Source organism: Pseudonocardia sp. ICBG601 (assembly GCF_020496245.1).
On record NZ_JAHLJA010000095.1, the window covers coordinates 1 to 24,056 of the forward strand.

At 73.6% G+C, this 24,056-nt stretch carries 23 protein-coding genes and 5 pseudogenes; 11 read left to right on the forward strand and 17 right to left on the reverse strand.

What is annotated here, in order from left to right:
• Window positions 1-785: 785 nt before the first annotated feature.
• Both recA and KPL57_RS72645 read right to left on the reverse strand, forming a co-directional pair.
• A pseudogene (gene recA / locus KPL57_RS24890) lies at window positions 786-1,839 on the reverse strand (recombinase RecA).
• A gap of 259 nt (window positions 1,840-2,098) precedes the next feature.
• Window positions 2,099-2,176 (reverse strand): DUF3046 domain-containing protein, encoded by a 78-nt coding sequence (locus KPL57_RS72645; RefSeq protein ID WP_374203783.1) that lies wholly within the window; start codon window positions 2,174-2,176, stop codon window positions 2,099-2,101.
• Between the two features lie 338 nt (window positions 2,177-2,514).
• On the opposite strand from KPL57_RS72645, the pseudogene KPL57_RS24900 reads away from it, so the two are divergent.
• From KPL57_RS24900 to KPL57_RS24905, 3 genes and pseudogenes are all read left to right on the forward strand, one after another.
• A pseudogene (locus tag KPL57_RS24900) lies at window positions 2,515-3,402 on the forward strand (IS5 family transposase); the annotation flags it as partial.
• 27 nt (window positions 3,403-3,429) lie between these two features.
• A pseudogene (locus KPL57_RS72650) lies at window positions 3,430-3,558 on the forward strand (transposase family protein); the annotation flags it as partial.
• Window positions 3,559-3,612: 54 nt separating this feature from the next.
• A complete protein-coding gene (locus KPL57_RS24905; protein ID WP_374203784.1) occupies window positions 3,613-4,119 on the forward strand; it encodes a transposase family protein in 507 nt (168 codons plus the stop codon).
• A gap of 11 nt (window positions 4,120-4,130) precedes the next feature.
• On the opposite strand, the gene KPL57_RS72655 is transcribed toward KPL57_RS24905, so the two are convergent.
• The 9 genes and pseudogenes from KPL57_RS72655 to KPL57_RS70170 all read right to left on the reverse strand — a co-directional run bounded on the left by KPL57_RS72655 (window position 4,131) and on the right by KPL57_RS70170 (window position 10,887).
• Window positions 4,131-4,268, reverse strand: a complete 138-nt coding sequence (locus KPL57_RS72655; RefSeq protein ID WP_374203780.1) for a hypothetical protein — start codon at window positions 4,266-4,268, stop codon at window positions 4,131-4,133.
• A 97-nt stretch (window positions 4,269-4,365) separates the two neighbouring features.
• Window positions 4,366-5,049 carry a hypothetical protein gene (locus KPL57_RS72660; protein ID WP_374203781.1) on the reverse strand — a complete coding sequence of 228 codons (684 nt, stop codon included), beginning with the start codon at window positions 5,047-5,049 and terminating at the stop codon, window positions 4,366-4,368.
• On the reverse strand, window positions 5,036-5,932 hold the full coding sequence (locus tag KPL57_RS72665; protein WP_374203782.1) for a hypothetical protein: 897 nt from the start codon (window positions 5,930-5,932) through the stop codon (window positions 5,036-5,038). The genes KPL57_RS72660 and KPL57_RS72665 overlap by 14 nt, the downstream gene beginning before the upstream one ends.
• Entirely contained in the window at window positions 5,929-6,279 is a 351-nt protein-coding gene (locus tag KPL57_RS24915; protein WP_226353378.1) for a hypothetical protein, read from the reverse strand. Before KPL57_RS24915 ends, KPL57_RS72665 begins: the two co-directional genes overlap by 4 nt.
• Before the next feature lie 770 nt (window positions 6,280-7,049).
• Window positions 7,050-7,921: pseudogene (gene couO, locus KPL57_RS24920) on the reverse strand (4-hydroxyphenyl-beta-ketoacyl-CoA hydrolase).
• Window positions 7,922-8,213: 292 nt separating this feature from the next.
• Window positions 8,214-8,327, reverse strand: a pseudogene (locus KPL57_RS70160) (3-hydroxyacyl-CoA dehydrogenase family protein); the annotation flags it as partial.
• Window positions 8,328-8,733: 406 nt separating this feature from the next.
• The gene (locus tag KPL57_RS72670) at window positions 8,734-8,844 is read right to left on the reverse strand and encodes a hypothetical protein (RefSeq protein WP_226353379.1); all 111 of its coding nucleotides are present in this window, start codon (window positions 8,842-8,844) and stop codon (window positions 8,734-8,736) included.
• A complete protein-coding gene (locus tag KPL57_RS70165; protein ID WP_308252992.1) occupies window positions 8,841-9,815 on the reverse strand; it encodes a hypothetical protein in 975 nt (324 codons plus the stop codon). Before KPL57_RS70165 ends, KPL57_RS72670 begins: the two co-directional genes overlap by 4 nt.
• Before the next feature lie 367 nt (window positions 9,816-10,182).
• Window positions 10,183-10,887, reverse strand: a complete 705-nt coding sequence (locus tag KPL57_RS70170; protein WP_308252993.1) for an acetyl-coenzyme A synthetase N-terminal domain-containing protein — start codon at window positions 10,885-10,887, stop codon at window positions 10,183-10,185.
• 98 nt (window positions 10,888-10,985) lie between these two features.
• On the opposite strand from KPL57_RS70170, the gene KPL57_RS24940 reads away from it, so the two are divergent.
• Complete coding sequence (locus KPL57_RS24940) at window positions 10,986-11,126, forward strand: hypothetical protein (protein ID WP_226353380.1); 141 nt, start codon at window positions 10,986-10,988, stop codon at window positions 11,124-11,126.
• 66 nt (window positions 11,127-11,192) lie between these two features.
• On the opposite strand, the gene KPL57_RS24945 is transcribed toward KPL57_RS24940, so the two are convergent.
• Genes KPL57_RS24945 through KPL57_RS24955 form a run of 3 tightly spaced genes read right to left on the reverse strand, consistent with a single transcriptional unit; the run spans window position 11,193 to window position 13,705 of the window.
• Window positions 11,193-11,660, reverse strand: coding sequence for an enoyl-CoA hydratase-related protein (locus KPL57_RS24945; protein WP_226353381.1), 468 nt, complete (start codon window positions 11,658-11,660; stop codon window positions 11,193-11,195).
• Window positions 11,660-13,168: a long-chain fatty acid--CoA ligase gene (locus tag KPL57_RS24950; protein ID WP_226353382.1), complete on the reverse strand. Its 1,509-nt coding sequence runs from the start codon at window positions 13,166-13,168 to the stop codon at window positions 11,660-11,662. The genes KPL57_RS24945 and KPL57_RS24950 overlap by 1 nt, the downstream gene beginning before the upstream one ends.
• 57 nt (window positions 13,169-13,225) lie before the next feature.
• Window positions 13,226-13,705: a MarR family winged helix-turn-helix transcriptional regulator gene (locus KPL57_RS24955; RefSeq protein WP_226353383.1), complete on the reverse strand. Its 480-nt coding sequence runs from the start codon at window positions 13,703-13,705 to the stop codon at window positions 13,226-13,228.
• A gap of 85 nt (window positions 13,706-13,790) precedes the next feature.
• Between KPL57_RS24955 and KPL57_RS24960 the strand changes: the two genes are divergently transcribed.
• Window positions 13,791-15,122, forward strand: coding sequence for an MFS transporter (locus KPL57_RS24960; protein ID WP_226353384.1), 1,332 nt, complete (start codon window positions 13,791-13,793; stop codon window positions 15,120-15,122).
• Window positions 15,123-15,192: 70 nt separating this feature from the next.
• Here KPL57_RS24960 and KPL57_RS24965 read toward each other — a convergent pair whose 3' ends face one another.
• Window positions 15,193-16,644: a DHA2 family efflux MFS transporter permease subunit gene (locus KPL57_RS24965; protein WP_226353385.1), complete on the reverse strand. Its 1,452-nt coding sequence runs from the start codon at window positions 16,642-16,644 to the stop codon at window positions 15,193-15,195.
• A gap of 163 nt (window positions 16,645-16,807) precedes the next feature.
• Here KPL57_RS24965 and KPL57_RS24970 point away from each other — a divergent pair, with 163 nt between their 5' ends.
• From KPL57_RS24970 to KPL57_RS24985, 4 genes are all read left to right on the forward strand, one after another.
• The gene (locus tag KPL57_RS24970) at window positions 16,808-17,602 is read left to right on the forward strand and encodes an NAD(P)/FAD-dependent oxidoreductase (RefSeq protein WP_226353386.1); all 795 of its coding nucleotides are present in this window, start codon (window positions 16,808-16,810) and stop codon (window positions 17,600-17,602) included.
• A gap of 527 nt (window positions 17,603-18,129) precedes the next feature.
• Entirely contained in the window at window positions 18,130-18,567 is a 438-nt protein-coding gene (idi, locus tag KPL57_RS24975; protein WP_226353403.1) for an isopentenyl-diphosphate Delta-isomerase, read from the forward strand.
• A 24-nt stretch (window positions 18,568-18,591) separates the two neighbouring features.
• Window positions 18,592-19,602, forward strand: coding sequence for a small ribosomal subunit Rsm22 family protein (locus KPL57_RS24980; RefSeq protein ID WP_226353387.1), 1,011 nt, complete (start codon window positions 18,592-18,594; stop codon window positions 19,600-19,602).
• 164 nt (window positions 19,603-19,766) lie between these two features.
• Complete coding sequence (locus tag KPL57_RS24985) at window positions 19,767-20,339, forward strand: hypothetical protein (RefSeq protein WP_020625846.1); 573 nt, start codon at window positions 19,767-19,769, stop codon at window positions 20,337-20,339.
• Between the two features lie 17 nt (window positions 20,340-20,356).
• Here the strand turns inward: KPL57_RS24985 and KPL57_RS24990 are convergent, their stop codons facing one another.
• Window positions 20,357-21,358 carry a GTP-binding protein gene (locus KPL57_RS24990; RefSeq protein WP_226353388.1) on the reverse strand — a complete coding sequence of 334 codons (1,002 nt, stop codon included), beginning with the start codon at window positions 21,356-21,358 and terminating at the stop codon, window positions 20,357-20,359.
• Window positions 21,359-21,456: 98 nt separating this feature from the next.
• On the opposite strand from KPL57_RS24990, the gene KPL57_RS24995 reads away from it, so the two are divergent.
• Complete coding sequence (locus tag KPL57_RS24995) at window positions 21,457-22,467, forward strand: carbohydrate kinase (RefSeq protein WP_226353389.1); 1,011 nt, start codon at window positions 21,457-21,459, stop codon at window positions 22,465-22,467.
• Window positions 22,468-22,482: 15 nt separating this feature from the next.
• Here KPL57_RS24995 and KPL57_RS25000 read toward each other — a convergent pair whose 3' ends face one another.
• Window positions 22,483-23,430 (reverse strand): glycoside hydrolase family 16 protein, encoded by a 948-nt coding sequence (locus tag KPL57_RS25000; protein ID WP_226353390.1) that lies wholly within the window; start codon window positions 23,428-23,430, stop codon window positions 22,483-22,485.
• A 49-nt stretch (window positions 23,431-23,479) separates the two neighbouring features.
• Between KPL57_RS25000 and KPL57_RS25005 the strand changes: the two genes are divergently transcribed.
• Complete coding sequence (locus KPL57_RS25005; protein WP_226353391.1) at window positions 23,480-24,052, forward strand: cupin domain-containing protein; 573 nt, start codon at window positions 23,480-23,482, stop codon at window positions 24,050-24,052.
• The last annotated feature ends 4 nt before the right edge of the window (window positions 24,053-24,056 follow it).

Sequence of the window (24,056 nt, forward strand, 5' to 3'; positions counted from 1 at the left end):
GGCGCAGGCAGATGTCGCGAGCGCGGCTCTCCTGCTCCTGCGGTGTCTCGACGCGCGGGGTGCGCTCCTCGCTCGGCGGCTCCCCCGGCCACGACCCTCACCACGACGACGGCCACGGGAGGTGGCGCCCGTCTCCCCGGCGCCCGTCGCTTCGGGGCCCGGCCCGGCAGGACCGGCGCTCCGGGACAGGTCGGCCGCGGTGTCCGGAGTGGGCGTGGCCGCCGCGGTACCCCGCACCGGTCGTAGCCGCTGCGGTGGTCGGGCGCCGTCGGGGGGCCGCACGGTCGCGGCGGACTCCGCCGCGGTGTGTGCCTCGTCCCGACAGCTCCTCGAACGAGACCACGCGGGCGCACCGGATCCGTCGCCACCACCGTCCGTGCCGCTGCCGGAAGCAGGGCCGGGGGCGGGGTCGTCGAAGGTCAGCCTGCGGACCGGGGCGGGCTTCGCCAGCCCCGTCCGTCGCAGCGTCGGCCGCCGGATCCGTCGGCCGGGCCGTCGCGGGCGGGTCGGTGATCGCCGTGGTGGCCCCGTCGGCGCCGCTGAGCGTCGCGAACGAGACCTGGTGCGGACTCGCGTCCCACCCGGGGACGGCCGGGGGCTCCGCGGCGGGATCCTCCGGCTCGTCGCCGGTCGGGTCGACGGTCCGGATCGCGTGCGGATCCGGTGCGGCGGCGCCCGGCGGGTCACGCCGAACAGATCGTCGAGCGGGACGGTGCGGGGCCCGGTCGGCTCCGCACCGTCCCGTCCGGACGTGCCTCCGGACCGGTCGTGGTCGCCGTTCACGCTCAGAAGTCGACCGGGGCCGGGAGGGGCTCGACCGGGCTGGTCTCCTCGGCGTCGACGACCGCGCCGATCCCCAGCTTCTCCTTGATGCGCTTCTCGACCTCGGCGGCGACGTCCGGGTTCTCCTTGAGGAACTTGCGGGCGTTCTCCTTGCCCTGCCCCATCTGGTCGCCCTCGTAGGTGTACCAGGCGCCGGACTTGCGGATGATCCCCTGCTCGACGCCCACGTCGATCAGCGAACCCTCCTTCGAGATGCCGACGCCGTAGAGCACGTCGAACTCCGCCTGCTTGAACGGCGGGGCCACCTTGTTCTTCACGACCTTGACCCGGGTCCGGCTGCCGACCATGTCGGTGCCGTCCTTCAGCGTCTCGATGCGGCGGATGTCCATGCGGACCGACGCGTAGAACTTCAGCGCCTTACCCCCGGTCGTGGTCTCCGGGGACCCGAACATCACGCCGATCTTCTCGCGCAGCTGGTTGATGAAGATCGCCGTGGTGCCGGAGTTGCTGAGGGCACCGGTGATCTTCCGCAGCGCCTGGCTCATCAGCCGGGCCTGCAGGCCGACATGGCTGTCACCCATCTCGCCCTCGATCTCGGCACGCGGCACGAGCGCGGCCACCGAGTCGATGACGATGATGTCGAGCGCGCCGGAGCGGATCAGCATGTCCGCGATCTCCAGCGCCTGCTCACCGGTGTCCGGCTGGGAGACCAGCAGGTCGTCGGTGTCGACACCGAGCGCCTTGGCGTACTCCGGGTCGAGCGCGTGCTCGGCGTCGATGAACGCGGCGACACCGCCCGCGGCCTGCGCGCTCGCCACGCAGTGCAGCGCGACCGTGGTCTTACCGCTGGACTCCGGGCCGTAGATCTCGACGACCCGGCCGCGCGGGATGCCCCCGACGCCGAGCGCGACGTCGAGTCGCGATGGAGCCCGTGGAGATGGCACTGATCGGGACGCGGGCCTGGTCGCCCAGGCGCATCACCGATCCCTTGCCGTGGTTCTTCTCGATCTGGGCGAGGGCGAGTTCGAGCGCCTTGCCGCGGTCCGGAGCGGACATCTCTTGACTCCTCGCTGGGTGGTCGACGGTCGGGTCCTGCTGGTGTCTTTCGGGGAGGCACACCACAACGGTATGGGGTACCCCCGACAGTTTCGGGCCCGGATCGGCGCCTGTGGACAACTCGTCCGACACCACGCCGCAGGACCGTACCGCAAGCCCTGCCGGAACCGTAGACGAACACGCGTTCGATCCGACACCGCGACACGACGGCCGGGCGCCACGGGGAGCCGAGCGGTCAGCACGACCGCCCGGCACACCGCTACCGCCGTGCGGGTGGGACCTCGTAGGCCGCGCACACCGCGCGCCAGATCCGGCGCAGGTCGACGCCGGCCTCGATCGCCTGCTCGACGGTCCGGCCGCCGAGCTCGGAGAAAGACGTGGTCGCGGGACAGCGACGCCGCCCGCACCGGCCCGAACTCGCCCTCCATCAGTTCCCGGAAGTGAGCCTTTTTCAACCTGACGTTTGTGCTGGTCAGGGGCGTGAAGGCCGGCCGGGGTGGGGCTCCTGGTAGACGGATGGGTGTCGAACCGTCGTCTGCCAGGAGCCCCGTGTGCTGTCCTACCCATCCGGGATGAACGTGTCCAGCCGTAGCGTCCGTGATCTTGCTGATCTTCTCGGGGGCATCGGCGTCAGCGTGGAACACGCTGGCGCCGGCTCTCAGAGCGTGTTTGGAAATGGTGGGTGTGTCGGGATGGTCGACACGGCTGGGGTGCTCCATCGTGGTCGGCATGCAGGAACGACCGCGCCGGTACCCCTCGGACACCAGTGATGCCCAGTGGGTGGTGATCGAGCCGTTGTTACCGCCGCTCGCGCGGGCGGGGCGGCCTGTTGCTCATGCTCGTCGGGACGTGCTGGACGCGATCTTGTATGTCGTGCGGACCGGGTGTGCCTGGCGGGCGTTGCCGGTGGACTTCCCGCCCTGGCAGACCGTCTACTGGTACTTCAACCAGTGGGAACAGCAGAAGGTCACCGAGAAGATCCTCCCGGTCGTGCGGGGGCAGTTACGTATCGCCGAGGGCCGTGATCCGGAGCCGAGTGCGGGGATCATCGATTCCCAGTCGGTCAAGGGCGCCGACACCGTCGGCCAGGACTCCCGCGGCTACGACGCCGGGAAGAAGACAGGCGGACGGAAACGGTTCATCGTGACCGACACCCTCGGTCTGCTGCTGACCACGATGGTGTGCTCGGCTCGGTACAGGACCGCGACGGCGCCAAGCCGATCCTGCTCAACCTCTACCTGCGCACCAGGGTGCGGTTCGTCTACGCCGACGCCGGCTTCGCCGGGCGACTGCTCGACTGGGCCGCCACGATCCTGCAGACAACGATCGAGATCATCCGCAAGCCACCCGAGCAGCGCGGATTCACCGTCCTCCCACGAAGGTGGGTGGTCGAACGGACCCTGGCCTGGCTCACCGCACACCGACGCCTGGCCCGAGACTACGAACGCCACCCCACCACATCCGAAGCCATGATCCGCTGGGCCGCGATCAACACCATCACCCGCCGCATCGCCCGTGGATACCCCGCCACCCGCAGCAGAAACACACGACACCCTCAACCCACTAGAATTTCCAAACACGCTCTCAGCCGGTCGGCAGGCCTTGCTGGTGCTCGCCTACCTGCGTAAGGGCGAGACCTACGCTGCCCTGGCCTGCGGGTTCGCGGTGAGCACCGCGACGGTGTACCGGTACCTGACCGAGGCGATCGGTCTGCTCGCCGCGCTCGCCCCGACCCTGGAACAGGCCATCACCGTCGCCGCTGGGAAGGCGTTCGTGATCCTGGACGGCACGCTGCTGCGTATCGACCGGGTCGGCATGACATCCGGCTACGACCGGGCGTTCTACTCCGGCAAACACAAGTGCCACGGCCTGAACGTGCAGGTCATCGCCGACCCCGTCGGCAGGCTGGTGTGGATCTCCCCACCGCTACCCGGAGCCCGGCACGACATGGGTGCCGCCCGCGCCCACGGGATCATCGACGCGGTCAACACCGCCGGGGTGCGGGCGATCGCTGACACCGCCTACCAAGGCGGCGGGCCCGCGATCACCGTCCCCCACCGACGCCGCCGCCGCGACCTCGACACCGGCCGGTACGGCCCCTGTCAGCGAATCAGAAAGCGGTCAACGCCGCCCAGCCCCGCCCGCCGACGACGGGCACCCGGTGAACGGGTCAACGCCGAGCTGAAGAACTGGAAGATCCTCCGCAAGATCCGCTCCAGCCCCAACCAGGCCACCCAGCTCGTCGCCGCGGTCCAGACCCTCATGATCACAGCTACCTGACAGCACAAACGTCAGGTTGAAAAAGGCTCATTGCCGAACGCACCGTGCGGCCAGTTCTCGCGGTTGAAGTTGACGCAGGTCTCACCGGTGTCCTCGTCCTTGAACGACTCGTCCAGGGACAGCGAGCCGTCCGGGGCGATGTCGGTCATGCAGAGGCGGTGGTCGCCGTCCAGCCCGGTGCGGGCCACGAAGTAGTTCGCGGTCGCGAGGCGCTTGGGCTGGTCGGTGTGGTGGTAGTAGCCGTCGTCACCGAGCTCCAGGTTGTCCAGCGCGCCCCAGTGCGGGCCGGCGCCGGTCTGGTCGGAGTTGATGCCGACGGTGCCCTTGATGGCGGGCAGTCGGCCTCGGCGCCACCGGCTGTGGTCTCGGAGATCGTGTCGATCGAGCAGCTCGGGTTCGGTCCCGAGGCCAGCAGCTTCTCGATGTCGAGCGCGATGACGCCGCCCGCGGTGCCCTTGTCGTCCGGGCCCAGCGTGCCGGCCTTGCGCCGATCGTGGCGTGGTAGAGCGTCTTGTCGTCGGCGCTGGTCTGGATCCAGCCACCGTTCGCGCTCGGGCCACCGTTCTCGCCCCCGACGCCCAGGTGCGGCGCGGCGGTCCCCAGGTCGAAGACCTCCTTCCACTCCGGGTTGTCGGCGGTGATGTCGGGCGTGTAGAAGATCGCGCCGCCCTGCATCGTCTGGGCGAAGGCGCCCTTGTGCTCCGGCCGGTTGGTGACCGTGGTCTCCATGACGGCGCGGTTCTCGTTGCGCAGCGGGTCGACGCCGTTGCTCCGCGGGCCGGTCGGCAGGTACTGCACCGACTTGACCTTCGGCTTGTTCAGGTCGGAGATGTCCCAGGTGCGCACCGTGGGCCGCCGCAGGTACGGCGACGGGTTCTTCACCGGGTCGAGGATGATCGTCCGCGGCTCGGCGTAGTCACTGGTGATCATGGTGTTCAGGTCCTCGCGGACCTGGATCCCGTGCGGGTTCGCGCACAGGTGGGGTTGCCCAGGGCCGGCATGTTGAGGCACTGGTCGGGTCCTCGGGCGTCTCCGTCGCGGCCGGGGCCTCGACGAGGTTGCGGCCCTCCTGGTCGAACCTGATGACCGAGCCCGGGGCGCCCGCGAAGCCGTTGCCGGTGCGGACCTCGCCGTTGGTGTAGCGGCACGGACCCGGGGCGACGGGGCCGCCCATGTAGGTGCCGTACGCGGTGCCGTCCTTGAGGACCCAGTAGGCGTCCGGGACCGACCCGCACAGCGTCTGCGACGGCAGCGAGATGCCCGAGAGCTTGACCTCCGGCAGCGCGGCGACGTCGAAGACGTAGGTCGCCGCGGTGAACAGGCCGCCCGCGTAGATCTTGTCGCCCTTGCGCCACGAGTACTGCATGTGGTGCGGCTCGTTCTCCACGAGCGGGCCGACGGTCGCGGTGTTGACGACCTTGCCGTAGTCCGGGGTGCCCTTGGTGACGTCGACGACGGCCAGGAAGTCCGGACCCGGCAGGGCGTCGCGGACCTTGTCGACCGGTCGAGCAGCGACCCGGGCAGGTTGAGGTTTGCGCACGTCCGCCACCGCGGTGTCGGCGATGTTCTCGTCGCCGGCCCAGACACCAGGGCGTACTCCTTCTTGGGCCCGTCGGCGGACTGCTGACGGCCTCCGGCGTGAGGTTGTTCTCGACCAGTAGTTCTTGCCGTCGGCGCCGGTGACCTCGGACTTGACCTTGTCGATCGTTCCCTGGGCCGACGCGGGGATCGCGACGACCCCGGCGACGACGGCGGCGCTCGCGAGGGCGATCAGCCCCCGCCGCGCCCAGCGGGACTGCGGGAGCAGGCTCATTCGCCGGCCCCGCCGCTCAGGAACGTCGGGGTGATCTGCTTCGGCGCCTTCGACACGACGTCGACCAGCCCGGCGACGGGGACGCCCGCGGGGGCGAAGTCGCGCAGTTGCTGGATCGGCTGGTCGGAGTCGAACGCCTCGTAGGACGACTCGACCGGGGGCGCCGTCGGCGCCGGGTCGGGCTGGTCGTCGTCGGGGGCGCTGAGGATCGGACCGAGGTCGGGGACCAGGTCCGGGGTGGCCGCCTGGGCCGCGCCGAGAGAGCCGATCAGGGCGGTGCCGGCGAGTGCGGCGCCACCGGCGATCAGCCGGATCCGGGAGGCGGACCGTGCGCGGTGCTGAGGCACGACGTGTCTCCTTCTTTCGTGACGGGGAGCGGTTCGGGCCGATGTGAACGTCCGTCGAGCGGCGGACCGCGGCACCGTCCGGTGTGGACGGTGTCGCGGGGCGCGGGCAGGCGCGGACGTGCGGTGGGCGTCGGACTCCGACCTCCCGGGCCGCCGGGAGGCGGGGCGGGAGGGTCCGCGCGGGGGCGCGGTGGTCGACCGGGAAATCGGGGTACTGGGGCGGTCCCGTGGCTACCGCGGCCGCGGTCCCCGTGGCGGGGACGGCGAGCGGCGGAGCGCGGGCGCGCCCCGGGAGCCGGGCGCGGTCAGGCGCCGGAACAGAGCGCGCTCGCCTGGCGGCGCAGGTCGACGTGACGCCGAACCGCGAACCGGGAGACGAGGTGCATGCGGACCAGTAAACAGACCCGTTCGGAGTACCACACATCGGACCGGTCCACATCGTGAGATCGGGCCCGCAGCGCCCCGAAACGGGCGCGGAGGGTGACCTGGACTACTCCGGACGGACCGGGACGACCCACTCCAGAGCATCGGAACGCGGCAGAACAGATCACCCGATCGTGTCAACGACGTCGGGAACCGGATCGCTCCACGCTGCTGACCTGCGACGACGTCGCCGCTGATGATCTTTCCGGGAAGAAGTCCGGACACCTGGTCGTCCGGTGGGGACCGTGGCGAGCCGGATCCGGCGTCCTGCCGCGGTCCGGGCGGTGGTCGCGACGGGTGAGGGGTCCGGTGCCGGATACGGCACCCGGACCCCTCACCGGGGCCGATCACCCCAGGCCGAGCACCCGCACGGCGTGTCCTTGAGGATCATCGGCCGGACCTCGGGCTTCATCTCGAGGTTCTCGAAGTCCGCGAGCCACCGGTCCGGGGTGATGACCGGGTAGTCCGAGCCGAACAGCACCTTGCGGCGCAGCATCGTGTTCGCCGCGCGCACCAGCTGCGGCGGGAAGTACTTCGGCGACCATCCCGACAGGTCGATGTACACGTTGGACTTGTGGGTGGCGATCGAGATCGCCTCGTCCTGCCAGGGCACCGACGGGTGGGCGAGCACCACGGTGAGGTCGGGGTGGTCGGCGGCGACGTCGTCGAGCAGCATCGGGTTCGAGTAGCGCAGCTTGATCCCGCGCCCGCCCGGCAGCCCGGCGCCGATCCCGGTCTGTCCGGTGTGGAACAGCGCGGGCACGCCGAGCTCGGCGATGGCGTCGTAGAGCGGGTAGAAGCGCATGTCGTTCGGCTCGAACGCCTGCAGGCTGGGTGGAACTTGAAGCCGCGGACCCCGTGCTCGGTGACCAGGCGGCGGGCGCGGGCGACGGCGGCCTTGCCGGTGTGCGGGTCCACCGAGCCGAACGGGATCAGGACGTCGGCGTGCGCGGCGGCCGCGTCGGCGATCTCCTCGCTGGACAGCGGCGGGTGCCCGGTGCCCGACGGCGCGTCGACGGTGAACACCACCGCGGCGATCCGGCGTGCCCGGTAGTGCTCGGCGATCGCGTCGATCGTCGGGGTGCGGTCCTGGTCGGCCTTGAAGTACGCGGCCCGACGCGTCGAGCAGCTCCTGGTCGAGAGCCAGACAGCCGTGGCCGTCCTGCTCGACGTGGACGTGCACGTCGATCGCGACGACGCCGGCGGGGTCGATGGGCATGCGGGGAACCTCCGTCAGGGGAGCTCGGTACGGGACTTGGCCCTCGAGCAGCGCGGCGAGGACGGGCGTCGCGGCGGGCGGCGAGCCGCGGGGCCGTCGAGGTCGCCCAGCTCGGCGTGGACGCCGTCGACCAGGGTCGTGGCCAGCTCGGGGGTGAGCGTGACCTGTCCGAGGTCGCGCCACCACCGCTCGGTGGGCGGACCGAGGTGCTCCAGATGTGCGCGAGCCCGCCGGGGCCGCCGGACAGGTGCTGGTTGGCGAACGGGCCGAGCACCGCCCAGCGCAGGCCGGGTCCGTGGGAGATGGCGGCGTCGACGTCGGCGACGGTCGCGACACCCCGCTCGACCAGCGAGTACGCCTCCTGCCACAGCGCGGCCTGCAGCCGGTTGGCCAGGTGGCCCGGCACCTCGGCCCGCAGCCGGACCGGTCGCTTGCCGAGCGCGGTGTAGAAGGCCGTCGCGGGTGTCCACGGCGGCCTCCGCGGTCCGTTCGCCCGGGACGGACCTCGACCAGCGGGATGACCTGGGGCGGGTGGAACGGGTGCCCGACGAGCACCGCTCGGGGTGCCGGGCCGCGCGCGGGCGATCGTCGGCGGCAGCAGGCCCGAGGAGCTGGAGGCGAGGACGACGCCGGGTGCGGCGGCCCTCGTCGAGCTCGCCGAACAGGGTGTGCTTGAGGTCCTCGCGTTCGGGGCCGTTCTCCTGCACGAACCCGGCCGGCCCGGCGGCGGGCACCGGCGGCACCGGCGCTGCGAACGTCAGGTTGCCGACCGGAGCGGGGCCGTCGTGGCCGGGGAACGGGCCGAGCGCGGCTCACGAGGTCGGCGCGCCAGCCCGGTCCTCGGCACCCGGGGCGGGATCGAAGGGCGCACGCACGTGCAGGCCGCGGGACAGGAACAGCGCCGTCCAGCCGACGCCGATCACCCCCGTCCCGACGACGGCGACGTGCCGATCCCGGCAGCCGCCGCCGTGCCCTCGCCGGTGCCGGTGCGGTGTCGGTCCCGGCGGGGTTCCCGGGCGCGCTCACGCCGGCGTCCCGGAGACGAGGCGGACGAACCGCGTCGAGCGCGCGGTGGGTCGGCGAGCACGTCGCGGGAGGCGACGTCGTCGACGGCCGCGCCGAGCAGGATCCGCTTCACGGGGACCTCCAGCTTCTTGCCGGTGCGGTTGCGCGGCACGACCGGCACCGCCTCGACCCGGTCCCGGGACGTGGCGCGGGGTGAGCTCGCGCCGCAGCGCGGTGCGGATGCGGGCGGCCAGGGCGTCGTCGAGGGGGGTGCCGGCGGCGGGGCTGCACGAACAGCAGCAGCTCGCCGTTGCCGCCGGCGGGTCCTCCAGGTGCACGACGAGCGAGTCCTCGACCTCGGGCAGCTCCTCCACGACGCGGTAGAACTCGGCAGTCCCCAACCGGACGCCGCCCCGGTTGAGGGTGGCGTCGGAGCGGCCGGCGACGACCGCGGAGCCGTCGGCGGAGAAGCGGACCCAGTCGCCGTGCCGCCACACCCGGGCCAGGTGGCGAAGTAGGTGTCGCGGTAGCGGCTGCCGTCGTCGCCCCAGAAGCCGACCGGGCATCGACGGCATGGGGGCCCGGATGACCAGCTCGCCGAGCTCGCCGACGCCGGGTGGCCCGCGTCGTCGAACGCGGCGGCGTCGACCCCGAGGCAGGGCCCGGAGATCTCGCCGGAGCGCACCGGCTGGAACGGACTCCCCTGCACGATGCCGGAGCAGACGTCGGTCCCGCCGCTGCCCACGTTGAGCAGCACGTCCGGCCCGAACTGCTCGGTCACCCAGCGGTAGCCCTCCGGCGGCAGCGGGCTCCCGGCGGCGCCGATCTGACGGACCGCGGACAGGTCGTGCTCGACGGCCGGGCGCAGCCCCGCGGCGCGCGAGGCCATGAGGACCCGGGGCTCGCGCCCCAGCAGCGTCGCGCCGGTCTCGGCGGCCAGGCGCCACTGCCAGCCGAGGTCGGGGTGGGCGGGTTGCCGTCGATCAGCACGATCGAGCCTGCCGCAGCAGCCCGGAGACCAGCGCGTTCCACATCATCCAGGCGGTCGTGGAGTACCAGAGGATCCGGTCGCCGGGACCGAGGTCCCCAGCTCAGGGCGTGGTTCTTGAGGTGCTCCAGGAGGATGCCGCCGTGGCCGTGCACGATCGCCTTGGGCAGCCCGGTGGTGCCGGAGGAGAACAGCACGCACAGCGGGTGGTCGAACGGGACCGGGTCCGCGCCCTGCTCCGGGTCGGCGGCCAGCAGTGCGTCCCAGGTCATGGCGTCGGCACGGTGTGCGGCCCGTACGGCACGGCGACGACGTGGCGCACCCCGGGCAGCCCTGCGCGCAGGGCGGCGACCTCGTCGCGGCGGTCGACGTCGCGTCCGGCCCAGCCGTAGCCGCCGACGGTGAGCAGCACGACCGGATCGACCTGGCCGAACCGGTCGAGGACGCTGCGCGCGCCGAACTCGGGTGCGCAGCTGGTCCAGACCGCGCCGAGCGAGGCCGTCGCGAGGAACGCGACGACCGTCTCGGGCAGGTTCGCAGGTAGGCGGCGACCCGGTCGCCGCGGGCCGACACCGAGCCTGCGCAGCCCGGCGCGGGCGCGGGCGACCTGCTCGCGCAGCTCCGCCCAGGTCAGCTCGACCCGGTCGCGGGTCTGGGAGTACGCGACGACGGCAGTGCGGTCGTCGGGCCCGTCCAGGGCGTGCGCGGCGTAGTTCAGGGTCGCGCCGGGGAACCACTCGGCACCCGGCATCTCCCGGCGCCCGAGCACCGCCCTGGGCGGGGTGTCGAACCGCACCCCGAGGTGGGTCGCGACCGCCGACCAGAACGCCTCGGGCTCGGCCACCGACCAGCGGTGCAGCGCGGCGTAGTCGGGCAGGGCCAGGCCGTGCTCGCGCTCGACGGCGGTGACGAAGCGGCCGATCTGCGTGGTCTCCCGGACGTCGTCGGCGACGGGGCGCAACAGCTCGCTCACCGGCGCACCTTCCCACCACGCGGCCGTCGAGGAAGGCCCGCATCCGCTCCTGGGCCTCGGCACTCGACGAGGCGACCGCAGCGACCAGCGACTCCATCATGAAGCCGTGGTCCGGGGACGCCTCGGCGATCCGCGGCAGCGCCTGGAGCACCGCGACGTTGGTGATCGCCGAGTTCCCGGCCACGGTGCGGGCCAGCTCGCAGGCGCGCGCCAGCCCCTCCCCCGGCCCGGCGCGGTAGTGCGACAGACCCAGCGCGTGCCCCCCTCGTCGGCGTCGAGGACGCGGCCGGTCAACATCATGTCGGTCATCCGTGCACACCGATGAGCCGCGGCACCCGCACCGAGCCGCCGCCGCCGACGAACAGCCCGTGCTGGCCCTCGGGCAGTGCGTAGAACGTGGAGTCCTCGGCGACCCGCAGGTGGGTGGCCGAGGCCAGCTCCAGCCCGCCGCCGACGACGGCGCCCTTGAGCACCGAGACCACCGGCAGCCGTCCCTCGGCGAGCCGGGCGAACGCGCGGTGCCACATCCGGGAGTGCTCCATCGCCGCGACGACGTCGCGGTCGCCGAGCTCGGACAGGTCCAGCCCGGCGCAGAAGTGGTCCCCCTCGGCGTCGAGGACGACGGCGCGCACCCCCTCGGGCGGGCGGGCGAAGAAGTCCTCGATGCCGAGCACGGTCGCGTCGTCGAGGGCGTTGCGCTTGCGCGGCCGGGACAGGCGCAGCACGGCGACCTCGTCGTGCCGCTCCACCGTCAGCGACTCCGGGAGTCCCATCACGACACCTCTTCCCCGGCGGCCGCGGCCGCACGCAGGTCGACGCGCCGGACCTTGCCGGACGCGTTGCGGGGCAGCTCCTCGACGAACCGCACGTACTTCGGGACCTTGTACCGGGCCAGCCGACCGGCGAGCAGTGCGCGCACGGCGTCGGCGTCGAGGTCGGCGCCGGGGCGCAGCTGCACCCAGGCCGCGCCGACCTCGCCCCAGCGCTGGTCGGGGACCCCGACGACGGCGCAGTCGGCGATGTCGGGGTGGGTGACGGCGACGGCCTCGACCTCGGCCGGGTACACGTTCTCGCCGCCGGAGATGATCATGTCCTTGACCCGGTCGACGGCGAACGCCCAGCCCTCGTCGCCGGCCCGGAGCACGTCACCGGTGCGGAACCACTCCCCCCGCCGCGACGCCGCGGTCTCGGCCGGACGGTTCCAGTAGCCCGGGCTGACGTGCGGCCCGCGGACCAGCAGCTCGCCGGGCTCCTCGTCGAGGGGGACGAGCTCGCCGTCGCGCTCGACGGCGACGTCGGTGAAGAAGTGCGGCACCCCGACCGAGGTCGGTGGGTGCGCGGCCGTCCCCTCGCGGGTCGCCATGTGCACCCCGGGCGAGGCCTCGGTCATCCCGTAGCCCTGCTGCAGCGCGACGCCGCGCTCCAGCCAGGCCCGCGCGACCCGCTCCTGCACCGGGGAGCCGCCGTAGACCACCGTGCGCAGCGACGACAGGTCGGTCCGCTCCCACGCCGGGGACTCGCACAGCATCTGCAGCATCGTCGGGACGGCGGCGAAGCTGGTGATCCGGGCGTCGGCGATCCGGTCGAGGACCGCCACCGGGTCGAACCGGGCGACGAGCTCGACGCTGCCGCCCTTGAACAGCGTGGGCAGCGTGACCTGGGAGAGCCCGACGCAGTGGAACAGCGGCGAGATGCACAGCGTGCGCTCGTCGGAGCAGACGTCGACGTGGGCGAGCTGGTTGACCGTGTTCCAGGTCAGGTTCCCGTGGGTCAGCACGGCCGCCTTCGGACGGCCGGTGGTGCCGGAGGTGTAGAGCAGCACGGCCGGGTCGTCGAGACCGGCACCGGCGTCGTCGCGGGCGGGCCCGCGGGCCAGGTCCTCGACGCCGCGGACGACCGGGATCCGCGGGGCGGTCGCGGCGACGAGGTCGTCGGCGTCGGGGCCGTGCACGAGCAGCGTCGCGCCGCAGTCGTCGAGCATGTAGCCGATCTCGGCGGGGGCCAGGCGGAAGTTCAGCGGGACCGCGACCGCGCCGAGCCGCCAGGCGGCGAAGCAGGTCTCCAGGGTGGCGACGGCGTTCACCCCGAGCCAGGCGACTCGGTCCCCCCGGCCGACCCCCCGCTCCGCCAGGCCGCCCGCGATCCGGGCGGCGCGCTCGGCCAGCTCGGCGTGGTCGACCGCCCGGTGCCCGTCGGACAGGGCCGGGGCGTGCGGGCTGATCCGCGCCCGGCGGGCGGGCCAGGTGCCCAGCCCGAGGCCGGGACCGGTGATCGGGCTCATGGGGCTCCCTCGCTCCTTGATATCAATCAAGTTGATAGCAAGGTCCTTGCCATGAGGTCAAGCGTCGCCGTCCGGCGGGATCGGGTCGCGACCGACCAGGGCGGCCAGGCACCGTTCGAGGGCGTCGGCGAACACCTCGGCCTGGTCGGGCTCCAGCGCGCCGAGCATCCGGCGCTCGACGACCCCGGCCGCGGAGTGGCAGTCGGCCAGCACCTCGTCCCCGTGGGCGGTGAGCCAGACCTGCAGGACCCGGCGATTGTCCGGCGCCGCGCGGCGCTCGACGAGCCCGTCGCGCTCCATCGCGGCCACGAGCTGCTGCATCGCCTGCGGGGTCACGAAGTGCCGCCGGGCGAGCTGGGCCGAGGAGAGCCCGCCGCGACGCTCCAGCACGCTGAGCGCCGTGTACTGGGCCAGCGTGACCCGCAGCGGGCGCAGCGCCTCCTCCATCCGCGCCCGCTCGGCCATCTCCAGGCGTTTGACCAGGTAGGTCAGTCGCTGTCCGCGCGTCCCCGTCGGTACCGGCACCGCATCCGTCACGTGCGCGATCCTAACGACCCTGGCGTGAATGACAAGCTACTTGCTATAAAGCTGCTTTCCATCTCACCGAAGGCAGGGAGCTGCGATGACGCACCCCCGGTTCTCCCCGACCCAGCGCCGACGCGCGGTCCTGTCGAGCTACCTCGGCAGCCTGATCGAGTACTACGACTTCCTGCTGTACGCGACGGCCTCGGCCGTGGTGTTCAACCGGGTCTTCTTCTCCGACCTCGACCCGCTCGTCGGCACCGTCGCCGCGTTCGGGACGCTCGCCACCGGCTACCTGGCCCGCCCGCTGGGCGGGATCGTGTTCGGCCACTTCGGCGACCGCGTCGGGCGCAAGAAGATGCTGGTCATCAGCATGGTGCTGATGGGTGTGGCGAGCACCCTGATCGGGGTGCTGCCCACGTACGCGCAGGTCGGCGCGCTGGCCCCGGTGCTGCTGATCGTGCTGCGGGTCGTGCAGGGCGTCGCGGTCGGCGGGGAGTGGGGCGGCGCGGTCCTGATGTCGGCCGAGCACGCGTCGTCGCGACGGGGGCTGTGGGCCAGCTTCACCAACGCCGGTGCGCCGAGCGGCATGGTGCTCTCGACGCTGGTGCTGGCGCTGTCGGCGTCGCTGACCGGGGACGCGTTCCTCACCTGGGGCTGGCGGATCCCGTTCCTGCTGAGCGTGGTGCTGCTGGGCATCGGGCTGTTCGTGCGGCTGTCGGTCACCGAGACCCCGGTGTTCGCCGCGTCCGCCGCCGCCCGGCCGACGGCGCCGCGCCGGGCGCCGCTGCTGGAGGTGCTGTCCCGCCCGCGCAACCTGCTGCTCGCCGTCGGCGTGGGGTTCGGAGCCTTCGTCGCGCAGGGGACGCTGACCACCTTCCTCATCTCCTACGCCGTGCGCGCCGGGTTCGAGCGTCAGACCGTGCTCAACGCGCTCACCCTGTCCTCGGTGGTCGCGATCGTCGGCATCATCGGGTTCTCCGCACTGTCGGACCGGGTCGGACGCCGACCGGTCGTCCTGGGTGGGGCGGTCGCGACCGGGCTGTGGTGCGTCGCGATCTTCCCCATGATCGACACCGGCTCGGCGGTGCTGCTCACCCTGGCCGTGGTGGTCGGACAGGGCGTGACGCACGCGGCCTGGTTCGGGCCGTCCGCGGCCCTGTACTCGGAGATGTTCTCCACCGGCTCGCGCTACACGGGGGCCTCGCTGGGCTACCAGATCTCCGGGATGGGCGCGGGGCTGTCGCCGGTGCTGTTCGCGTCGCTGCAGGCCGCCGGCTTCGGCACCGGGGTGCTGTCGGCGGTGATCGGGCTGCTCGCGCTGGTCTCGGTCGGGTCGGTGCTCGCGCTGCGCGAGACCGCCCGCGACGGTCTGACGGGCCCGGACGTCCCCGCAGCCGCGGGGACCACCGAGGGCGCCGCCACCCGCTGACCGCCGGCCCGCGCCGGTGTCCGCCCGCGGTCACGGCCCGGGTGTTCAGCGGCGCGGCGGCCCGGCCGTCTCAGACCCGGGCGTCCTGCGGGTCCGACGCCGGGGCGGGCAGCCGGGACGCGACGACCGCGACGACCACCGTCACCAGGGACACGACCGCCGCGACCAGGAACGCCGCGTGCACCCCGGCCGCGTCGACACCGGCGCCGGCCGAGGCCAGCGTCATCACGGTGATGAACAGCGCCGTCCCCGCCGCGCCCGCGACCTGCTGGAGCGTGGTGAGGATGGCGCTGCCGTGCGAGTACAGCTCGCCCGGCAGCGATCCCAGCGAGTCGGTCATCAGCGGCGTGAACATCAGCGCCAGCGCCGCGGACAGGCCCACGTGCAGCACCACGACCAGCCAGAGCGGCGTCGTCGCGGCGAGGGTGGTGAACCCCCACATCACGACCGCGAGCAGCACAGCGCCGGGCAGCACCAGCGGACGGGCGCCGAACCGGTCGTAGGCGCGGCCGACGAACGGACCCAGCAGCCCCATCACCAGCCCGCCCGGCAGCACCACCAGGCCCGCGACGAACGCGCTGTCACCCAGCACGTCCTGGATGTAGAGCGGCAGCAGGATGATCGCGCCGAACAGCGACATGAACCCGGTCGCGACGAGCACCAGCGACAACGTGTACCGGCGGACCGCGAACGGGCGCAGGTCCAGCAGCGGGGCCGTACCGGTGCCGCGCTGCAGCCGGACCTGGCGGTGCACGAACACCGCGAGCGTCACCGCGCCGAGCACCAGCGGCACCCACGGCGGCACCGCGGTGTGCGCGCCCCCGGCGGCGGACTCGCCGATCGCGGACAGCCCGTAGACGATCCCGGCGAACGCGACGGCCGAGATCAGGACCGAGGCGACGTCGAGCGGGGCCCGCGTCGTCTCCGCCTCGACCCGCAGCCGCAGCGCACCCGCGACCAGTGCGACCAGTGCGATCGGCAGCACGATCCAGAACATCCAGCGCCAGCCCAGCGCGGAGAGGATCACCCCGGACAACGTCGGGCCGACCGCGGGCGCCACCGCGATGACGATCGAGATCGTGCCCATCGTCTGCCCGCGGCGGCTCGCCGGGACCAGGCGCAGGATCGTCGTCATGAGCAGCGGGACCATCACCGCGGTGCCGGTGGCCTGCACGACCCGCCCGGCCAGCAGGAACCCGAACGCGGGCGCGACCGCGCACAGCAGGGTCCCGACGCTGAACAGACCCATCGAGGCGAGGTAGACCGACCGCGGCGGGAACCGCCCCAGCAGGTACCCCGTGATCGGGATGACCACCGCCATCGTCAGCAGGAACCCGCTGGTCAGCCACTGCGCGGTCGCCGGGGTGACGCGCAGGTCGGCGATCAGGGCGGGCAGCGCCACGCTCATGATCGTCTCGTTCAGGATCATCACGAACGCCGAGCCGACGAGCAGCCCGATGATCAGCAGGGCTCCGGCGGGCAGCCGCTCGGTGTCGCGGTCGGGGGCCGGCTCGGTGGTCACAACGTGCTCCTCGTGGACGGGACGGACGCGCCACCCACGGCGCCGACGGCACGGCGCCGGCACCCGTCGCGGCCGGGCGACGGGGTGGCGGTGTGGGAGTGGACCACGGCCGGGCGGGCGATGGCGAACCGTTTCCGCCCGGCGCCGGGGGGACAATGGCGCCATGTCCACCTACGACGTCGTCGTGGTCGGGGCGGGTCCCGCCGGCTGCGCCGCGGCGCTCAACGTGTTGCGGCTGCGGCCGTCGGCGTCGGTGCTCCTGCTCGACGCGGCGGCCTTCCCCCGCGACAAGACCTGCGGAGACGGCGTCGCGGCCGAGGTGTTCGACCTGCTCGACGAGCTGGGCGCCACCGGGGTCCGCACGCTCGGCGTCGCGGCGCCGCGACTGCGCCTGCGCACCCCGGCGGGCCGGGTCGTGCACCGCACCGCGCGCCGGCCGAACCGGGTGGTCCCGCGCCGGGAGCTGGACGCGGCGCTGGTCGACGCGGCCGTCGCCGCCGGGGCGCAGCTGCGCCGCCACCGGGTCCGCACCGTCGTCCCCCGCGGGGACCGGGTGCTGGTCGACGACGTCGCCGCCCGGGTCGTGATCGGCGCCGACGGGGCGAACTCGGTGGTCCGCCGCGCACTCGGCGCGCCGGCCCGTGCCGCCGTGGTCGACGGCGGTGGCGATCCGCGGGTACGCCCCGGTGGCCGCCGAGCCGGGGACGCTGTCGATCGAGTACGCCGGCGGCGCCGTCCCGGCCTACGCCTGGTCGTTCCCGATCGCGAGCGGCGGCGCCAACGTCGGCTACGGCGTGTTCGACGAGCGCGGCGCCGGGAACCGGGCGTCGCTGCTGGAGCGGCTGGCCGCTCTGCTGCCCGGCCAGGAACCCGACCCGGCCACGCTGCGCGCGCACCACCTCCCACTGTCGACCGCGCCCCGGTTCCAGCCCGACGGACGGGTGCTGCTGGCCGGTGACGCCGCGGCGAAGGTGAACCCGCTGACCGGCGAGGGGATCTTCGACGCCGTCGCCTCCGGGATCCTCGCCGGGCGCAGCGCGCTGCGCGGTGACGACGCGGGCGCCGCCCACCGCGCCGCCATGGAGCAGACCTTCGCCCGGCACCACCGCCACGTCGGTGCGCTCGCCCGGCTGGCGGCCCGCCCCGCGTTCCTCGACGCCGCGATCGGCGCCGCCGCACGGCACCAGCGGGTGTTCGACTGCGCGGTGGGGCTGGGGCTGGCGCGGGGCACGGTGTCCCCCGCCGCGCTCGCGGTCGGCGCCGCGCACCTGCCGGCCGCCCGCGCTCGGCGCCGTGGTCCGGCGCCGGGCAGCCGCCCGCTCGGGCGTGTGAGCCGGTCCCGTCCCAGGAGCCGCCGCGGCCGGGCTCCGGTAGACAGGACGGCATGGAACAGGTTGTGCTGCTGGACGACGACGGCAACCCGGTCGGCGTCGCGGACAAGGCCACCGTGCACGGTGCAAGCACCCCGCGGCACCTGGCGTTCTCCTGCTACGGCGTCGACGACGCCGGCCGGCTGCTGGTGACCCGGCGCGCCCGCACCAAGACCGCCTTCCCCTGGTCTGGACCAACACCTGCTGCGGCCATCCCGCACCCGGTGAGGACATGGCCGACGCGGTGCACCGCAGGCTGGCCGACGAGCTGGGCGTCCGCGCGACCGAGTTGCGGATGGTGCTGCCGGACTTCAGCTACCGCGCGTCGCAGGACGGGATCGAGGAGAACGAGCTCTGCCCGGTGTTCGTCGCCCGGATCACCGGTGAGCCCGAGCCGCGCCCCGACGAGGTCGAGGACCTGGCCTGGTGGAGCTGGTCGCGCTTCCGCGCCGCCGCCGACGACCCGGACTCCGGGCTGTCGCCGTGGGCCCGGCTGCAGGCCCCGCTGCTCGACGCGCTGGCCGACCCGCTGCTGGTCGGCGCCCGGAGCTGAGCCCGGGGCTGGTGGAATGGGCAGGTGGTCCCCGAGCCGTCCTCCGCGCTGTCCCACGACCTGTCCGGCGCGCTGGCCGCCGCCCTCGACGACGCACTCGACCGCGTCCCCGCCGCCCGGCTCGCGCCGGTGGTCGAGCGGCTGATCCGCGACTACCGCAGCGGCACGGTGCCCACCGCGCCGATCCTGCGCACCGACGACGACGCAGCCGCCTACGCCGCGTACCGGATGCCCGCCACGCACGCGGCGGTCCTCGACGTGCTGGAGCGGGCGGCCGCGCGGGTGCCCGAGCCGGTGTCGCTGCTCGACCTCGGCGGCGGGACCGGCGCCGCGGTGTGGGCGGCGGCACAGGTGTGGCCGTCGCTGGAGCGGGCCACGGTGCTGGAGGCCGCCACGCCGGCCCGGGCGCTGGGCCGCAGGCTCTCCTCCGGTGCGCCGTCGGCGCTGCTGCGGGCGGCCCGCTGGGAGGCCGCGGTGCTCGGCACCGCCCCGGTGCTGCCCGAGACCGACCTGCTGACCGCCTGCTACCTGCTCGGTGAGCTGCCGGTACCGGTGCGCGAGGCCGTCGTCGACGCCGCCGCCCGGGCCGCGCGGGTCGTCGTGCTCGTCGAACCGGGGACGCCGGCCGGGCACGCGCGCATCCTCGACGCCCGCGCCCGCCTGCTCGCCGCGGGCCTCACCGTCGCCGCGCCCTGCCCGCACGACGGGGCCTGCCCGGTGACCGGCGACGACTGGTGCCACTTCGCCGTCCGCGTCGGACGCAGCTCGCGGCACCGGGCGCTGAAGGCCGGCTCGCTGGGGCACGAGGACGAGAAGTTCTCCTACGTCGTCGGCGTGCGTGACGACGACGACGGGAGCGTCGGCCGGGCCCCGGGCCGCGTTGTCCGGCACCCGCAGACCCGCAAGGGTCTGGTGACGCTGCGTGTCTGCGAGGCGGACGGGACGCTGCGGGACACCCCCGTCCCGCGCAGTCGTCGGGAGCTGTTCCGGCACGCCCGTGACACGGCGTGGGGCGACGCCTGGCCACCCGAGTGAGCCTCGCAGGTTGCTCGCAAGTGGTGGAGGCGAACGTCACAGACGGAACGCGCCGAGGAACGTTGTGAATCCGTAACACGGACCGGCATCGTGGGCGACTGACCGGGCGAGACGGCCATCAGGTGGGCCGCGAGCAGCAGCATTCTCACAGATCGAGCACGACCATGAACGACTTCGTCGCCGGCGCTCCCGCCGACCGCCTGCCCACCCTCGTCCGCACACGTACCGGGTACCGCGTGTACGACCCGGCCCTGATCGCCGGCACCGACTACGTCGTCGACGACGCGGGCGACCTCGTCTACACCCGGCTCCCGGCCGGCGCGCTGACCGGCACCGCCGTCGTCGCGGCCGTCGTGGTGGCCCTCACCGTGGGCGAGAACAGCTGGTCCCGGTCGGCGCTCGCGTTCCTCGTCTGCCTGCCCCTCGCGCTCGGGCTGGTGATCGGGGTGCTGTCGATCATCCACGCGGTCACCGACCCGGTCCGGGCCTACCGTGCCCGCACCGGGCACACCCGCTTCGCCCGCGACATCACCGAGTCCGACGCCGCCTCCTGGCAGCTCTGCGCGCGGGCCGAGCGGCTCGCGGCGACGCCGTCGTGGCAGGCGGGCCGGATCGACCCGTCCCGCAGCCTCGGTGTCCTGCTGTGGACCGCCGTCGCCGGTGGGGAGGCCTGGGCCGCCGAGGCACTGACCCAGCTGGCCGAGCCGGCGACGGGCCCGGACCTCACTTCGGTCTGAGCACTCCCCCGGGACCGTCAGACCGCGTAGCGGGCGACCGGGAGCAGGGCGTCGGCGTCGCGACGGTCGGCGTCGGTCGCGACGCAGGCCCGCAGCGACCGCTGCAGCGCGTCGGAGTCGAGACCGGTGCCGATCAGGACCAGGGTGGTGCGCCGGGGCTCGTCGACGTCCCACCGGGTCCGGTGGAACCGCACGTACCGGCCGACGGTGTGGAGGTCCCAGCGTTCCCGGGCCGGGGCGGCGGCGAAGCGCACCGAGCCCTTGATCCGGTACAGCCCGGACGGCCGGGCGTCGAGCAGGTCCTGCAGGCGGGCGGCGGCGAGCGGTTCGTCGCTGAGGAACGTCAGGCTCTGGTAGCCGGCGTGCAGGTGCTGGGCGTGCGGCTCGTCGACGCGCTCGCCGAGCATCAGCTGCCGTCCCGGCACGATCTCGATGTCGAACAGCAGCGCCGGGTCCACCGCGCCGTCGCGGACCGGGACGATCGGCGCCCGCGGGTTCGCCTCGCGGCACAGCCTGCGGACCCGCCAGAGCGGCCCAGGCCCCACCCTGTCGATCTTGTTCAGGACGACGAGGTCGGCCATCGCGACGTGCTTGTCGAGCTGGGGGTGACGGCGCCGCGAGGTCTCGAACTCCGCGGCGGCGACGACCACGACGAGCCCGCCGAAGCTCAGGTGCTGGCCGAGTGCGTCGAGCACGAGCTGGACCAGGGTCCCGGGCTCGGCGATGCCGCTGGCCTCGATGACGACGACGTCGATCTCGTCGCGGCGACGGGTCAGCGTCTCCAGCACCGAGGAGACGCCACCCTCGCCGACCTCGCAGCACAGGCAGCCGTTGCCGAGCCCGACGACGTCGCCGGCCTGTCCGGCCACACGCATCGCATCGATGCCGACCGACCCGAAGTCGTTGACGACCACGCCGATCCGCGCGTCCCCGCCCGCGGCGAGGAGGTGGTTCAGCAGCGTCGTCTTGCCGGCTCCGAGGAATCCGGCCAGCACCACGACCGGGATCTTCCGGGGCATCCGTTATGCCTACCACGAGAGTGTCGACGCACCGTGACGCGGGCGTGACCCGTCACGGACCCCACCGGGACCCCCGATCGGACCACTACAGTGCCGCCATGCCCGACACAGCCGCCGGACGCCCGCGACGCGGAGTGATCGCCGTCGCCGGAGAAGCACTCGTCGACATCGTCCCCGCGCCGACGCAGGCGGACCGCACACCCGCCGAGCAGTACTGGCAGTTCGCGCCCGGTGGCAGCCCGGCGAACGTCGCGGTCGGACTGTCCCGCCTCGACGTGCCGGCCCGGATGCTGGCCCGCCTCGCCGACGACCTGCTGGGGCGCAAGCTGCGCGCCCACCTCGCCGACAACGGGGTCGACCTGTCGCACTCGGTCGAGGCGGCCGAGCCATCGTCGCTGGCGATCGTGGAGCTGGCCGCCGACGGGCAGGCGTCCTACGACTTCCGGATCGCGGGCACCGCGGACTGGCAGTGGACCGACGACGAGCTCGCCGGTGCCCTCGACGACGGCCCGACCGGCCCCGTCGTCGCCGTCCACTCGGGATCGCTGGCGCTGACCACCGCGCCCGGCCACGACGCGCTGCGCGAGCTGCTCGCCTCCGCCGTGGACACCGCGACGGTCAGCTACGACCCGAACTTCCGGCCGATGCTGATGGGCTCACCGGAGGAGGTCCTGCCCGGCGTGCACGAGCTGCTGGGCGTGGCCGACGTGGTGAAGGTCAGCGAGGAGGACCTGGCCTGGCTGCACCCGGGCCGCAAGCCCGGCGACGTCGTCGGCGAGTGGCTCGAGCTGGGCCCGGCGGTCGTCGTGGTCACCCTCGGGGCGGACGGGGTGCTGGCCGGGACGTCGTCGGGGCTGCACCTGGTGCTGCCCGGCCGCACCGTCGAGGTCGTCGACACGGTGGGGGCCGGGGACAGCTTCTCCGCCGCGCTGCTCGCCGGACTGCACCGACGCGGGCTGCTCGGCGCGACCGCCCGCGACGACCTCTACCGCATCGACCGGCCGACGCTGGAGGCCGTGCTGACCGAGGCCGTCGCGGCGTCGGCGATCACCTGTTCGCGGCACGGCGCGAACCCGCCCACCCGGGCGGAACTCGACGCCGCTATCTGACGCGGCGGTCCGGCCTCAGCGCTGCTCGCGGGCGAGCATCGCGGTCTGCGCCTGCTGTTCGGGCCCGGACAGCTCGCGCGGCCTCCGGCCCGGGAAGTCGCGGGGCTGCCCGGTCGCGGCCGAGCCGGGCGGCAGACTCAGCGTGGCCGCGCTGCTCTGCGGCAGCGCCCACTGCCGGGCCCAGTCCATGTGCATGGCGGTCGGGCCGCCGGCGTTGCCGAAGTAGTCGAGCTGCATGGTCATGTTCATCGGGCGGGGCGGGAACTGGTCGGTGTCGGTGTTGGAGTACCACTCCTTCCCGTTCACGTACCCGGTGATCTTCTCCGGGGTCCACTCCAGCGCGTAGGCCGACCACTGCGTCGAGTCGTGCTCCACCGACCCGTAGTCCTGGTCGTTGTCGGGTCCGTAGTGCAGGAAGAAGCTGGTCTTCTGGCGGGAGTCGTCCATGATCTCCATCCAGTCGATCTCGCCGCCCACCGGGAAGTCCTCGGCGACCGGCCAGAGCAGCAGCAGCGCGTTGATCCCGCCCTGTCCCTCGTCCGACTTCACGCAGGCCTCCCACCGGCCGTAGCGCTGGCCGGGGTGCCAGCTGACGGCGCCGGTGTTGCCGTCCGCGTCGGCGGAGATGCTCATCGCCCCGTCGGCGACGGTGACCGCCTCCGGGGTGCGGGTGCCCTTCTTGTTGTGGCCGGGCTCGGGACCGTAGGGATGCCAGTCCGGCGGGACCGTGGTCCCGTCGAAGTCGGACTCGCGGGTGGGGGCGCCCCAGCCGAGCTTCTGCGCCGCGGTCTCGGTGCAGTGCGACGACGCCGGGGGTGCCGCGGGGTCGGCGACGGTCCGGGTCACGGCGCTCGCCGGAGCGGCGGGTGCCGCCGACGCCGTCGACGCCCCGGCCGTGGTGACCACCGAGAGCGCGAGCGTCGCGGCCAGCATCGCCACCGTCGTCCTGGTCCTGGTCCGCACCGTGGATCACTCCTGTCACTCGGTCACCTGCAGCCCCATCTCACGTGCGGTGGGTGAGGAGCACCAGTCGAACCACCCGTCCGAGGAGCGCGCGCACGGGTGGGATGCGGTCGCCCGCGTACGGACGGTGATCCTCCTGCGAGCACCGGTGACGTCGGGTGACCGGCCGGTGTGCGACGGCGGGTGTGGCACCCGTGCGTCCGCCTGCCACAGTGGCGGCGCGACACGTCCCGACCTCGCCGTCGCGCTGGACCTCGCCCCGCACCCGGAGGGCGGCTGGTACCGGCGGACCTGGACCTCGCCGGTCGCCGTCGGGACCCCGTACGGTCCGCGTCCCTCGGCGACGGCGATCCTCTACCTGTTCGACGCCCCCGGCCGCTGGCACCGCGTCCGGTCCACCGAGCTGTGGTGCCGGCACTCGGGCCCGGAGGCCGACCTGGTCCTCGGTGGCGACGGGCCGGACCCCGTCCCCGCGGCCCGGTTGCGGCTCGGGCCGGGAAGCCCGCAGCAGGAGGTCCCGGCCGGGGTGTGGCAGCGGGCGGAGCCGGTCGGGCCGGGGCCGGTCCTGGTCAGCTGCGTCGTCTCCCCCGGCTTCGACGTCGCCGACTTCGAGCTGCGCTGAGGGG

Coding starts and splice junctions, on each gene's coding strand:
- KPL57_RS72655 (WP_374203780.1), bottom strand. CDS start 4,268: ATGACCGACATCGCCCCGGACGGCTCGCTGTCCCTGGACGAGTCGTTC.
- KPL57_RS24945 (WP_226353381.1), bottom strand. CDS start 11,660: ATGGGACTCCCGGAGTCGCTGACGGTGGAGCGGCACGACGAGGTCGCC.
- KPL57_RS24985 (WP_020625846.1), top strand. CDS start 19,767: ATGAACGACTTCGTCGCCGGCGCTCCCGCCGACCGCCTGCCCACCCTC.
- KPL57_RS24950 (WP_226353382.1), bottom strand. CDS start 13,168: ATGAGCCCGATCACCGGTCCCGGCCTCGGGCTGGGCACCTGGCCCGCC.
- KPL57_RS24970 (WP_226353386.1), top strand. CDS start 16,808: ATGTCCACCTACGACGTCGTCGTGGTCGGGGCGGGTCCCGCCGGCTGC.
- KPL57_RS24960 (WP_226353384.1), top strand. CDS start 13,791: ATGACGCACCCCCGGTTCTCCCCGACCCAGCGCCGACGCGCGGTCCTG.
- KPL57_RS24940 (WP_226353380.1), top strand. CDS start 10,986: ATGAAGCCGTGGTCCGGGGACGCCTCGGCGATCCGCGGCAGCGCCTGG.
- KPL57_RS24995 (WP_226353389.1), top strand. CDS start 21,457: ATGCCCGACACAGCCGCCGGACGCCCGCGACGCGGAGTGATCGCCGTC.
- KPL57_RS72665 (WP_374203782.1), bottom strand. CDS start 5,932: ATGAGCCTGCTCCCGCAGTCCCGCTGGGCGCGGCGGGGGCTGATCGCC.
- KPL57_RS70165 (WP_308252992.1), bottom strand. CDS start 9,815: ATGGCCTCGCGCGCCGCGGGGCTGCGCCCGGCCGTCGAGCACGACCTG.
- KPL57_RS24990 (WP_226353388.1), bottom strand. CDS start 21,358: ATGCCCCGGAAGATCCCGGTCGTGGTGCTGGCCGGATTCCTCGGAGCC.
- KPL57_RS72660 (WP_374203781.1), bottom strand. CDS start 5,049: ATGATCACCAGTGACTACGCCGAGCCGCGGACGATCATCCTCGACCCG.